Source organism: Pedobacter roseus, assembly GCF_014395225.1.
GTDB lineage: Bacteria > Bacteroidota > Bacteroidia > Sphingobacteriales > Sphingobacteriaceae > Pedobacter > Pedobacter roseus.
Genome location: NZ_CP060723.1, coordinates 231,186 through 244,393, shown reverse-complemented (window position 1 = coordinate 244,393; position 13,208 = coordinate 231,186). Strand labels below are relative to the sequence as shown.

The window sequence follows — 13,208 nt, the reverse complement described above, 5'->3', positions numbered from 1 at the left end:
TGGTTCAGGATTTTTTTACCGCTGATTTACCTATTCTCGATTTTTCTACCGCAGTGAGATTACTTCGACGGCAGAAAAAGCCTCCTCGCAATGACATTGTGGCGAGAACTAATGAGCAATAACTTAGCACTCCTGGCCGATTAACCGATTTCAACAATTAACCAGTTAACCCATCTATTAAAACTCCATCCTCGCCTTTGGCGAAACATCCTGCCCTACAAAATCTTTTTTCAGGTATTTCTGATAACCTGCAATAGCAATCATACCGGCATTATCGGTGCAGTATTGAAAGGCTGGAATATAAATGTTCCAGCCCAATTCATCTGCCGCAAGTTGCAATCCATTTCTTAAACCAGAGTTCGCCGAAACGCCACCCGCAATAGCTACCTCTTTAATATGATATTGTTTTGCCGCTTTCTTTAACTTGTTCATCAAAATCTGAACAATGCTATGTTGAACCGAAGCACAAATATCATCTAAATTTTCGGCAATAAAATTGGGATTATCTTTTTCCTGTTTCCTGATAAAATAAAGAATCGAAGTTTTAAAACCGCTAAAGCTAAAATTCAGATCGGCTATTTGCGGTTCAGCAAATTTAAAAGCCAAAGGATTTCCAAGTTTAGCATGTTTGTCTACCAATGGTCCGCCGGGATAAGGCAGATTTAACAATTTAGCTGTTTTATCAAATGCTTCTCCGGCAGCGTCATCCAGGGTTTCGCCCACAATTTCCATATCAAAATAATCTTTCACCAGCACAATCTGCGTATGTCCGCCCGAAACGGTAAGGCATAAGAAAGGAAAATTGGGTTTAGGATCATCGATAAAATGCGCCAGAATGTGCGCATGCATGTGATTGACAGAAATTAAAGGTATATTTAAGGCTAATGCAAAAGATTTTGCAAAAGAAACACCTACGAGCAATGACCCTAAAAGACCAGGCCCACGTGTAAAAGCAACGGCATTAATGTCCTGTTTTGTAACATTGGCATCAATCAAAGCCTGTTGTACGGCAGGCACAATATTCTGTTGATGTACCCTTGATGCCAATTCAGGGATTACACCACCATAATTTTGATGAATTGTTTGGTTTGCAATAACATTGGCAGTAATTTTGCCGTTGTTACAAATGGCAACTGAAGTATCATCGCAAGAGGACTCGATAGCAAGTAAAACAGACAAATTATTAATATTTAAGCTGCAAAATTATTAAAAAACTATTTAAAATACTCCTTTGGGTAATCGCATCAATAATTTTGCTGCTCGCGCTTGTTATTTTTTCTCTGCAATTTAAGTCTGTTCAAACTTATTTTGCTCAGAGAGCCGCGGCATACCTATCAAAAGAGCTTAAAACTACCGTATCAATCAAAAGCCTGTATATCAAACCTTTCAAGTCTATTGTACTGGAAGATTTACTGGTACTTGACCTACAAAAAGACACATTATTGAGCACACCTCAGTTTATGGTCGATATCAATCAATTATCCATTGATAAAAAGATAATCGATATCAATACGGTACAGATCAATAACGGGCAGTTTTTCCTAAAGGATTTCAAAGATAAGTCTTCTAACCTCGATTTCATCATCAACTACTTCGATTCTGGTAAACCTACTGTAAAGAAAAAGAAAAGTAAGCCTTTTGATGTGAAACTTGGCCGCCTGATTTTAAATAAATTTGCTTTCAGGTATAAAAATTTTGCAGCAAAGGATACCACACAAGGTAGCAGTGTAAACTTCGATAATGTAGACTTAAAACAACTGAGCGGTATTTTCGAAGGGCTTGATATGAAAAACCACTTGGTTAAAACCAATATCAAAAACTTAACCTTTAAAGAACGTAGCGGATTTTATCTAAAAAACCTTACGGCGCAAACCACCATCGACAGCAATGCTATAGAATTAAAAAATCTGCTGCTAGAAACCAATCAGAGCCGTTTAACGGATTATTACCAGATGCGGTTTAACAGTTATAAAGACTTTAACCACTATATAGATAATGTTCGGATGAAGGCTATTTTTAAGAATAGCCACATTACTTCGCGTGATGTAGCCTTCTTTGCACCTGAACTGAATACCATGAAACTCGATCTTGATGTAGACGGACAGATTACCGGACTGGTGAACAACCTTAAGGCTAAAAAACTATCGTTAAGAACAGGAAAAGCCACACACATTAAAGGTGACTTTATTTTAAAAGGACTTCCAAAGTGGAAGGAAACTTTTATGGACCTGAATATCGAGATGGCGGGAACCAACAAAACGGATCTTGATGAGGTACTGGGAGGCATTACCAATAGCAAAAAGAAAATGATACCGGCTATTGTTAACAAATTCGGAAACATCAACTTTAACGGGAGTTTTACGGGCTTTCAGAACGATTTTATTGCTTATGGCGAATTTAAGACCAAGCTGGGCCGCATTGTTTCGGATGTAAACATGAAGATCGATAAAAACGATGTACCTTCTTACACCGGAAATGTAAAAACCTACGATTTTAACATCGGCAATCTGATTGATGAAAAAAGCCTGGGCCGCATCAGTTCTTCCTTGTATGTAAAAGGTCGCGGAACGGAACTGAAAGATTTAACAGAGAAAATAAACGGCGATGTAGATTACATCGACTTTAACAATTACCGCTATCACAATGTAAAAATTGATGGAACTTTCGATAAAAAATACTTCGATGGCAAACTTAGCATTAACGACCGTAATGTTAAACTGGTTTTTGATGGCGGGGTAAACCTGAACCCTAAATTACCGGTATTCAATTTCAATGCAACCATTTCTAAAGCACGTTTAAAAGCTTTAAAACTTTTGAAAGATTCACTGATGGTTGATGCAAAATTCACCACTAATTTTTCGGGCACCAACCTCAACAATATTTCGGGTAAATTATTGATCCAGGAGATCAGCCTGAAAAATCCAAAAGGTATTTACAGTGTAGATTCGGTACAACTGACTGCCAATGGCACAGGGGCTAACCGTGTGCTGGATATCCGCTCCGACATTTTGGATGCGAGCATAAAAGGCGAGTACGACCTGAATTCGATTGTATCATATTATAAAGCCATCGCCAAAACCTATGTACCATCGCTAAAGGCTGATATCATCAAATACAAAAACCAGATTTTTGAATTTAACCTGATGGTGAAAAAATTCGAACCGCTGGCGCAGCTTTTTGCCCCGGGTTTGGAACTGGAAGAAGGCGCAACACTAACGGGCGATTTCGATTCGCGGAACAACAAAGCCACCTTAAATGGTTTTGTGAAGAAACTGAAATATAACGGCATTGTGGTGAACAATATCATCCTCGATGAAAATACCACTACCCAACAGCTACAACTGATTATCACTTCCGACCGTGTGCAGATCAACGATAGTTTGTTTATCAAAGACGTCAATATATCGAACATTCTGCGGAATGACAGTTTGGCTTTCAACGTAAAAATGTCGAATTCAAACGAAGCCAACCAGCTCGATTTGAACGGTTTGGTAGAGTTTACCAAAAATCAGGACACTACGGCAAGATTGAGTGTACTACCTTCCATCTTAAAAATCAATAGTGAAGAATGGCGTATCCAGGAGAAGGTGCGCATCGTACTGAACAACGGCAAAACAGAAATCACTAATTTCGACCTCACCAATGGAAATCAGCAAGTAACCATTGATGGATTGATTTCAGAAGACCCAAAAGACCTGATCAGTGTAGGTTTTAAAGATTTTAACCTTAAAACCCTGAACCCTTTCACCAAAGGTTTCGGTGTTAAACTTGGCGGAAATGCAAATGGAAAAACGAATCTGTATGGCGTATTAAAGGCGCCCAGGGCTACCGACGATTTAAAGATTGATTCGTTAAACTTTAATAACATTTATATCGGAACGTTAACCGATACCTCTTCATATAACAACGAGAGCCAAAAAATAAATGTGTTTACCCGTGTGGTAGCCGATGATTCGGAAACTTTTAAACTTACCGGAAACCTCGATTTAAAGGAAGAGCAGATTGACCTTGCGGTTAAAATGAATGAAAGTAAGCTAACCATACTGGAACCATTTGTTAAAGAGCTGGTATCGAATTTAAAAGGTAATATCTCTGCAGATTTAACTGTAAAAGGAAAATTTGATAAACCAGAAATTAACGGAAGTGTGGCTCTGGATAAAGGCCAGCTGATGGTAAATTACCTGAAAGCTACTTATGTAATTACCGATAAAGTAGAGGTAAAGAACAGCATTATTGAACTGGATAAATTTACCTTAAACGATCTTGAAGGACACGAGGCTACGGCAACTGGCTCCGTCGATTTAAACAATATTAACTATCCTACCCTGGACGTAACCGTAAATGCCAATAATTTAATGGCATTGAATACCACCGCAAAAGATAACTCGGTATATTATGGACGCGCTTATGGTACTGGGGTATTCAGTTTTAAGGGGCCTACGAATAAGATGAAAATCGATATTAAAGCCAAAACTGAAAAAGGAACGATTTTTAACCTGCCTTTAAACAGCTCTGAAACAATATCAGACAAAGACTTCATCAATTTTGTGAGCCGGGATTCTTCGGTTGTGATCAAGAAAAAAACAAACTTCGATGGTATTACACTTAGCTTTAAACTAACCATTGATCCGAATACCACGGCCAATATTTACACTACATTGGGTAATTTGAGTGGTAAAGGTAATGCCGAATTAAACCTGAATATTAATAGTTTTGGCGATTTTGAGATGTCGGGCGATTACATTATTGAAACGGGAAGTTTCGATTTTACGGCACAGGAGGTCATCAACAAAAAGTTCGATATCAGGCAAGGGGGAACCATCCGCTGGACGGGTAATCCTACAGCCGCACAGATTAACTTAAAAGCCGTTTATGCGTTAAGAGCCAGCTTAAACGACCTTTATAAGGCTGCCAATCGCGATGCAAGTAGCAACGCCAATCAAAGGGTAAATACCGAGGTAGAGATGGGTTTAACGGGTTTATTATTGAAACCGGATATTAAACTGGATATCAATTTCCCTGCACAGCCTTCTATAAAAGAAGAATTACAGACTTATTTGAGCGACCAGAATAACCTGAATTTACAGGCTTTCAGTTTAATCATCAGAAGGAGTTTTGCGCCCGGCAATGGTGGCGAATCTATCGGAAACCAGCTGAGCTCTACGGCCACCAGTACGGCTACAGAATTGGTATTTAACCAGTTTAACAATGTGCTGTCGTCGTTAAATTTAAACTTTGTGGATTTAAACGTGCGTTCTTTAAGTGAGGCCAATGCATCGTTCAAATTCTTTAACGACCGTTTGATTATCAATGCGGGTATTGTAGACCGGAATAGTGTAAACGATTTTACACTGATCAATTTCGGAGATAATAATGTGGGTAGGGAGGTTGAGGCCTTATTTTTACTAAGGAAAGATGGTAGTTTAACGATTAAAGCCGCCAATAAACCACCAACACAACAGAGTATTTTCTTAAACAGCGGAATCAGCCCGACGGCGAACGTAACCTCGTTTGGTTTGTTATACACCCAACAGTTTGATACGTTTAAAGAGTTTATTCAGAAAATTTCTGGTGCCTATCGCCGTAATTTGAAACGGAGACAAAGTGAAGCTCCGGTTAAAACGAATAAATCGCTTAGCAAGGATGCGATTATTAATCAGAGTAAGGGGAAAGAAAGAAGATAAGTTATTGTTGCATTGTTTGATTTCTGAATTGTTAAGGGATTAATCGGTTAATTGTTTAAACCGGTTAATCCACTCCAAACACACAACTCCAAAGTAACGACCCTTCAACTCCGCTCAGGGTGACATTTCGCATGAATTAATGGTAGTTAGCGGTTAACTGTTGAAGAACATGTCATTCTGAACGCAGTGAAGAATCTCCAGCCGAAGAACCACCGGACTCTAATACTCCACAGCCTATGATTTTAAAACCCGCTAGATAAAGATCCTTCACTGCGTTCAGGATGACAAACTATATTAGGATAGTCGCACTTAACCCTATATTAAGCAAAAAAGCCAGTAGCAGAACAAATGTTCAATTACTGGCTGTTTATTAAGTTTTCAGTTTGCAATTCCCAACTGGTAATTGCTAAATGCCAACTGGGCTATCCTTTCATAATAGAGTGACCCATTTTATCTCTTTTGGTGGTTAAATAACGTTCGTTGTGTACGTTACTGGCAATCTCGATCGGGATGTTTTCCACAACCTCTAAACCATAACCAATCAGGCCGGCTCTTTTGGTTGGATTGTTGCTCATCAGGCGCATTTTAGTTACACCTTCTGATCTCAGGATCTGTGCACCTACGCCATAATCGCGTTCGTCGCCTTTAAAACCTAGTTTAATATTGGCTTCAACCGTATCAAAACCGGCATCCTGTAAATTATAAGAACGCAGTTTGTTAATCAGTCCGATGCCTCTACCCTCCTGGTTCATATATACCACAATGCCTTTCCCTTCTTTCTCGATCATCTCCAAAGCTTTGTGCAGCTGTGGACCGCAATCGCAGCGGCATGAGCCAAATATATCGCCTGTTACGCACGAACTGTGTACACGAGCTAAAATAGGCTCATCAGCATTCCAGGTGCCTTTAGAAATGGCCAGGTGTGTGGCATTGTTATCCAACTGGGTATAGGCCGTCATTTTAAAATCGCCCCATGCAGTTGGCAGGTCGATGCTTACTTCCTGTTTAATCAGGCTATCAATCCTTAAACGGTATGCAATTAAATCTTCAATCGATATAATTTTTAACTGGTGTTGTTCGGCAATTTTAAACAGATCCGGAAGTCTGGCCATTTCGCCATCTTCTTTTAAAATCTCCACCAACAAACCTGCTGGTTTCATTCCGGCCAAACGCGCCAAATCTACAGCTGCTTCAGTATGACCAGCGCGACGGATCACTCCCCCATCTTTGGCAATTAAAGGAAAGATATGCCCCGGTCTGCCCAACTCTTCAGGATCCGTTTTAGGATCTACCAAAGCCAGCATCGTTTTAGAACGGTCGCTTGCTGAGATCCCGGTAGTACAACCATGGCCCACAAGATCTACCGAAACGGTGAAATTGGTTTCGTAAGCTGCGGTATTTTTACCCACCATCAGGTTTAGGTTGAGTTCTTTGCAGCGCTCTTCAGTTAAGGGTGCGCAGATTAAACCACGTCCATAAGTGGCCATAAAGTTGATGATCTCGGGGGTTGCATTTTCGGCAGCCGTTAAGAAATCACCTTCGTTCTCTCTATTTTCATCATCTACAACAATAATAACTTTACCAGCTTTTATATCTGCGATGGCTTCTTCTATTGTGTTTAATTTCGTTTGCATTTTATATAGCATTATGGGGCAAAGCTTGCGTAAGGTGTTGTAAAACCTATTTATGCCGCAACTATAAACCCATACAAATGTACAACCTTATAGCGCATTATTTGGATTAAAATATCATTTGTAAGTAAAGGAAAAAGCCTCTATTTTCCCTTCTTTTTAAACACTTTAACGATAAGCTGTTTGTAGTAATTTACATCAAAAAGAGCTGAATCTACGGTGGCTTTATAGGTTAAAAATGCAGCCAGTGGCGACAGTACAATTACCGCAATCCACATACCGAATATCGGGTTCAGGTTTCCTTCGCGTGCAGATTTTTCGGCCACGGTGGTAATGATGTGGTACACCAGGAAGAAAGAAATGGCCACTACAACCGGTAAACCCATCCCACCTTTTCTAATAATCGCTCCCAGTGGTGCGCCGATAAAGAAAAGCAGGATACACGAAGCGGCCAGTGTAAACTTGCGTTGATACTCTACCGTGGTGAAAATGATTTCACCGGTTAAATCGGTTTGTCGTGGACCCCAGTTGGGTACATGCTGCATAATATTGGCCACTACATTGGTTGCATTATCAAGCGCCAATTTCCGCGATCCGTTCGGGATACTTTTCAGGATCACATCATTAATTTCTTTAGGTACCGCTTTTATTTTGGTATAACCTTTAGTGGTATTAAACTGTTTAAAATTGCTGGTGAGGTTGGCAACGGTCCTCATCTTTAAACTATCGAGCTGTTTATTAAGCGAATCGCGTTTTTTCACAATGCCCTTTAAGTTGAGCATTGGGGTACTGTTACCAAATGCATTGGGATCGGTACTACTTTGATTAAAGGAAGAAAGATCAAACCGGGGCTCGGTTTCTTTAAAACGGTTCCGTGTAAAAACCTGCCTCGGATTGTACATGCCATTTTTTGAGGATTGCTCCTCATACTGGATGCCGTTTTTAAGGTTAAGTTGCAGGAATTTTCCGTCAGAAGTTTTGATCATCTTACCTTCTTTGGCCAGTATAATTTTTGGAATACCATTATTCTCGCGGTGATCGTAAATCATGATGTTGTGCAAAGTACCATCCTCTTCTTTAGAATCGACACGAATAGCATAACCCGGAATGGCATTATTGAAAACCCCTGGTTTGATCAGGAAAGAAAGTTTTTTGTTCCGGATATCGTACAGCAGCGAACCAAATTTTAAATTGGCTTTGGGTAACATGTAATTGGAGAAAAAGAAGGAGGCCACGGTAAGGATCAGGATCACCACAAACAAGGGGCGCATGGCTTTTTGCAATGAAATACCTGCCGATTTAATGGCCACCAGTTCATAATTTTCGCCGAGCGTTCCAAAAGTCATGATGGAAGAAAGCAGTACCGAAAGGGGCAGCGCCATCGAAACATTGGCGGCCGAAGCATAATACATCAGCTCCAAAATGGTGTACCATTCAAAGCCCTTTCCTATTAAATCATCAATCCATTTAAATAGAAAAAACATCAACAGGATAAACATCATAACAAAAAACGTTGCTATGAAGGGTCTCACAAATGCTTTTATTAATAGAAGATGTATTTTTTTCACCCTACAAAGGTAAACAATACGGCGGTAATATTATGCACCCAAAACGCTAATCAGATAATCGATCTGGTTGTCCCAGATTAATTTTTTCTCTGCAAGGAGCTCGTCAGTAGTAAAGTCAGTGATTGAGAGGGCTACATCATTGGTTAATTCGTCCTGTACAATTTCCATCTCAAAATAACATTGAGGTTCATCATCCAGCCATTTAAACTTGACCAGTTTATTTTCTTTTACCGAAACCAGTTTTGCCTTTAACTGCTCATCATCCCAGGTAAAGGTATATACCTGATCGCGGAAATTTACATCATCTGCAAACCATTGCGATAAGCCATTTGGTTCGCTAATAAAACTATACAATATTCTTGGCGACGATCTAACTTCGTACTCGAGTGTAAATTTTTTCTTTTCTGCCATGTTAGTACTCTACCAGGATAATTTCCGGATTTTTTAATATTATTTTTCTAAAGAAAGGTAATTTATTCTACATCTGCAACAGTTAGTGAATTTGGTTTATAGTTTGGTTTGTTAGTTCATTCGTCATTGGTTCATTGGCTCATTAGTTCATTAGTCAATAGTTCATAGTTTGATTGTTAAATTGGTCATTGGTTCATTAGTCAATAGTTTGATTGTTCAATTGGTTATTGTTCCATTGGTTATTGTTTTATTGGTCATTGGTCATTGGTTCATTAGTCAATAGTTCATAGTTTGATTGTTCAATTGGTTATTGGTCATTGGTCATTGGTTAATTGTTTAAACTGGTTAATTGCTGAATCCGACTCAAGACTCAGGACTAAATACTATGGACTTCGGACTGACTCCAAACTAAATAAGACCATCAACTAACAATTGTTCTTATTTAAAAAAAATCTTATCTTTAACTACGTTTTACCGTGAATCACCGTAAAGCCATCATCCCTGTTTTTTCATCCCACAATTGAATTTCAAAGCCAGCAGGCAACTGCTTATCCCGGTTTTGAAGATTTTGTTAACGTTTGTGCCGGAGCCCTGTCCGCATAAACGTTATTGATGCTGTTTACCTTAACAATTTTATAACCATTTAAAAACAGGATTATGAGTTCTAAAAACAGAATTTCGGCGGTGATTACACCAGAACAGTTAAAAGCAAGCGCAGATGCAATAGTTGCATTTAAAGCCAACCTAAGTAATGCATTAACCATTAGTTTAGAAGCTGAAGAACGCAGGAGAATGCTAAAAATGGGTAACAAAACCCTCAGTTTCGTAGAAAAAACGCTTGAATATGCCAGGCACAACCCCAGCCTGGTACCCATTTTTATGGACCTGGAGGAAGCCACAAAAGATTATGAACTGGCTGCCTCCCTGTATGATATTTTTCAGCAGTTAAATATTCTGATTACAGCGGTAGAAGATGCCGGAATGGTAGCAGGAAGCGAAGCTTACGAGGCTGCCCTTATTTTTTATCATACGGTAAAAGGTGCAAGTCGCTCCAGTGTATTGGGCTCGCAAGCAATTTACGACGACCTCAGTCAACGTTTTCCTGGCCGACGAAAAGCGAAAAACGTTTCGCCGCCACAACCTTAGTTATTAAAATATATCCCCGGTGGGCTTGTATGAGCTTGCCGGGGATTTTTAGGATATTGCTTAATTGATGGTTAATCGGTTAATTGTTTAAATTGGTTAACTGTATGTAAAGTGCTTCATTGGTAGTATGTTTAATTTTGGAGATGGGTGAAATCCGGTTCCAAATCCAAAATGATCAATTGGTTATTATTTAAATCCGTAAATTGGCGCTAAACGCCTGGCTCCAAAAGCTCTTCACCCTCATTGAAACTAAATAAGCCCGGTTTCGAACTTATTTTATCCGCGTTGATACTAAATAAGCTCAATTTTGTACTTATTTTACCATCGTTGATACTTATTTCACACTAATTAATACAAAATAAGCTCGGCTTTGAACTTATTTCATCCTCATTAATACTTATTTTATCCTCGTTAGTACTTAATAAGCTCGACGTTGAACTTATTAAGTATTAAACAGCACTTCGAAAGATCAAAACCCAACCTCTTTTACCGGAAAACACACTTAATTACGCTAAAGGCATCCTTTTTTCAGCATCCGACAATCAAATGCAGCAATATTCCGACATGATCCGGCTCAAAAAGCTTATTGTTATGGCCAGTATTTAATTTAAACGCTCCCATACTGTTTAATTTAACGAAATGAAGAAAAGTGACGTTTTACCCTGCCATTAAATCAAAAAACCACCCCTTTTTAATTGTTAATTTCAATTTCACAGCGTCTCAAAATCAATTAAATTTACTGAGCATTAAGGCCTTAAAGTATTTTTCACATTTCTTTTTATTAAAATGTATATTTATTCTATATTTGCAGCTCTTAAAAATAACCACATTGGTATTTACGTTATTATGTAAATATTAACCCGGCGGGGTAGCTCAGATGGTTAGAGCGCAGGATTCATAACCCTGAGGTCGGCAGTTCGATCCTGCTCCCCGCTACCGAATCGGCGAAAGAGGCATAATTCAGATTTAATTCTGGTATGCCTCTTTCCTTTTTAAGCATAATTTGCTGAAAATGAGCGATATACAAAAAGACTAAATTTATTTCACTGGTTCGAACTTTATCGTTTTTCTTATCGTAACTCATACCACTAGGGAACAGTAATGCTTGCAGTTGTTGCTTGGTGTGATAGTCCCCAGAAAGCCAGCTTAAAGGTAGTTGAGTGGCATATTCTATCGCCAACCTAACACATTTCACTAGGTTCGAACTTTTACTTGAGAGGACAAGCAAATTCCGCTCAATTTCCTTTTTTTCCTCTGAATATTTCTCATGATATTTTTTGTAAAGCTCCTGACTGAGATCTTCTTCAATATACCTTTCCTCTAATCGTTCTACTTTCCTCTTTATTTCCCGGTGGCTGTTTTCCAACTCCAAAAGGTCTGCTTGCTTATTCTGAGTCAACTGATTGAATGTCGCGGCGACCTGCTCAACCAATAATTCAATATAATCTATGGCTACGTCAATTTTGAAGAAATCAAGGATATCGGCAAATCTGGAATTTAGCGAGTCTGCATTTTTATTATTACAACAAGCTTTGGTTTTACACTTATAATAATATATATTCTTTTTGCGGTTTAGGTAGCCGCTCAAGGGCTTCTCACATTCAGCACAAAACATAAAGCGCTTCAAAGGAATGTGCACATTCTCCTCATTGAGTGAAAAACCATGAGAAATCTTGTCCAGTATGCCATTAACTTTAAGAAAAAGCTCCCTACTAACCAATTTTTCATGATTGCCGACAACAACCTGCCCCTCTAACATATTATGCACCATCAAGCCACAATAAAAGGGATTTCTAAAAATTTCTGATATACGCTGATGAATCAACTTTAGTCCTCGCTGGGCCAACCTGTCCCGGATGACTTCATTTGACACATTTTCGTACGCTTTCCATTCGAACGCCTGACGAATGAGCCTCCCCTTAGCATTTATAACAATTTGCCTTTTGTTTTTAGAACGGTCGATCTCGAATCCCAATGGAGGGCTAGTCGGCCAATCGCCACGCAATAACATCTCCTTGATACCTGCACTACATTTTTGCTTTCTCAGCTGATTATCAAACTCACCAAACAGGAACAGTAATTTTTGTTGCATCTGGCCTGAAGCACTTGAGGTATCGATAGGTTGTGTTACAGAAATTATTTCTATCCCTAAACGCCTCAACTCCCCACTAAGCCAGATTGAATTATCATTTCTTGAAAACCTTTCCAGGCTGTACACTAAAATAGAAGATATTTTTCCTTTGAATTTTTTCACGAAAGAAAGCATAGCAGTAAATTGTTTTCTCTCATCGTTCTCAGCGCTTTCATAAGTTCCTCCAAACTGAGCGGCGATATTAAACCCGAATTTCTCTGCGTATAGCGTACAGGCCTTCAATTGGGTTCCCAGACTTAAATTATCAGCCTGCTCTTTACTACTAACCCTTGTATAGATAACGCATTCCAAGCTTTTGGAAACTTTTTTATTTTGTTTCCCTTTTGCAAACGAGTCGAAAAAAAAGATTTCTGACATAAATAATACTTCTTTGATTACACTATAAGATACTAATAATCAATTATTTTATCAAGTTTTTTGCTCCCTTTTTTCACTTGCATTAAAAATGATTATAGACATTTTTTTGATAGTAAGGATCACATCCTTTGCCTGCTCCTCGGTAAAATGCGAAAACATTCGCTTTGAAAGCACCTCTTCTATGGTTATATCATGCTGGCGCACAATAGTTTCTATATTTAAATCAAACTCCATATCCATGACGTTTATTTTGAGTAAC

8 protein-coding genes and 1 tRNA gene are annotated in these 13,208 nt (G+C 38.8%); 3 read left to right on the top strand and 6 right to left on the bottom strand.

Going from position 1 to position 13,208, the window contains the following annotated elements; genetic code table 11:
- Positions 1 to 177 precede the first annotated feature (177 nt).
- Positions 178 to 1,179, bottom strand: a complete 1,002-nt coding sequence (gene tsaD, locus H9L23_RS01145) for a tRNA (adenosine(37)-N6)-threonylcarbamoyltransferase complex transferase subunit TsaD (protein ID WP_187593241.1) — start codon at positions 1,177 to 1,179, stop codon at positions 178 to 180.
- 263 nt (positions 1,180 to 1,442) lie between these two features.
- Between tsaD and H9L23_RS01140 the strand changes: the two genes are divergently transcribed.
- Positions 1,443 to 5,684, top strand: coding sequence for a translocation/assembly module TamB domain-containing protein (locus tag H9L23_RS01140; RefSeq protein WP_246474803.1), 4,242 nt, complete (start codon positions 1,443 to 1,445; stop codon positions 5,682 to 5,684).
- Positions 5,685 to 6,106: 422 nt separating this feature from the next.
- On the opposite strand, the gene H9L23_RS01135 is transcribed toward H9L23_RS01140, so the two are convergent.
- From H9L23_RS01135 to H9L23_RS01125, 3 genes are all read right to left on the bottom strand, one after another.
- Positions 6,107 to 7,318 carry a bifunctional 3,4-dihydroxy-2-butanone-4-phosphate synthase/GTP cyclohydrolase II gene (locus H9L23_RS01135; protein WP_187593237.1) on the bottom strand — a complete coding sequence of 404 codons (1,212 nt, stop codon included), beginning with the start codon at positions 7,316 to 7,318 and terminating at the stop codon, positions 6,107 to 6,109.
- 140 nt (positions 7,319 to 7,458) lie between these two features.
- Positions 7,459 to 8,814, bottom strand: coding sequence for an LptF/LptG family permease (locus H9L23_RS01130; protein WP_246474940.1), 1,356 nt, complete (start codon positions 8,812 to 8,814; stop codon positions 7,459 to 7,461).
- A 99-nt stretch (positions 8,815 to 8,913) separates the two neighbouring features.
- Positions 8,914 to 9,294 (bottom strand): START-like domain-containing protein, encoded by a 381-nt coding sequence (locus H9L23_RS01125; RefSeq protein WP_025146797.1) that lies wholly within the window; start codon positions 9,292 to 9,294, stop codon positions 8,914 to 8,916.
- Between the two features lie 657 nt (positions 9,295 to 9,951).
- Between H9L23_RS01125 and H9L23_RS01120 the strand changes: the two genes are divergently transcribed.
- Positions 9,952 to 10,440, top strand: coding sequence for a hypothetical protein (locus H9L23_RS01120; RefSeq protein WP_187593233.1), 489 nt, complete (start codon positions 9,952 to 9,954; stop codon positions 10,438 to 10,440).
- Positions 10,441 to 11,302: 862 nt separating this feature from the next.
- Positions 11,303 to 11,376 (top strand) — tRNA-Met (locus tag H9L23_RS01115).
- Here H9L23_RS01115 and H9L23_RS27005 read toward each other — a convergent pair.
- Together H9L23_RS27005 and H9L23_RS01105 are read right to left on the bottom strand one after the other, a co-directional pair.
- Entirely contained in the window at positions 11,336 to 12,949 is a 1,614-nt protein-coding gene (locus tag H9L23_RS27005; RefSeq protein ID WP_394355250.1) for a recombinase family protein, read from the bottom strand. The two genes, H9L23_RS01115 and H9L23_RS27005, sit on opposite strands and share 41 nt — an antisense overlap.
- Before the next feature lie 51 nt (positions 12,950 to 13,000).
- A complete protein-coding gene (locus H9L23_RS01105; RefSeq protein ID WP_145859850.1) occupies positions 13,001 to 13,183 on the bottom strand; it encodes a hypothetical protein in 183 nt (60 codons plus the stop codon).
- Positions 13,184 to 13,208 lie beyond the last annotated feature (25 nt).

Bases quoted from the DNA above. Each gene is read 5' to 3' on its own strand.
- H9L23_RS01120 (WP_187593233.1), top strand. From the start codon at position 9,952: ATGAGTTCTAAAAACAGAATTTCGGCGGTGATTACACCAGAACAGTTA.
- H9L23_RS01105 (WP_145859850.1), bottom strand. From the start codon at position 13,183: ATGGAGTTTGATTTAAATATAGAAACTATTGTGCGCCAGCATGATATA.
- H9L23_RS01135 (WP_187593237.1), bottom strand. From the start codon at position 7,318: ATGCAAACGAAATTAAACACAATAGAAGAAGCCATCGCAGATATAAAA.
- H9L23_RS01130 (WP_246474940.1), bottom strand. From the start codon at position 8,814: ATGTTTATCCTGTTGATGTTTTTTCTATTTAAATGGATTGATGATTTA.
- H9L23_RS01125 (WP_025146797.1), bottom strand. From the start codon at position 9,294: ATGGCAGAAAAGAAAAAATTTACACTCGAGTACGAAGTTAGATCGTCG.
- H9L23_RS27005 (WP_394355250.1), bottom strand. From the start codon at position 12,949: ATGTCAGAAATCTTTTTTTTCGACTCGTTTGCAAAAGGGAAACAAAAT.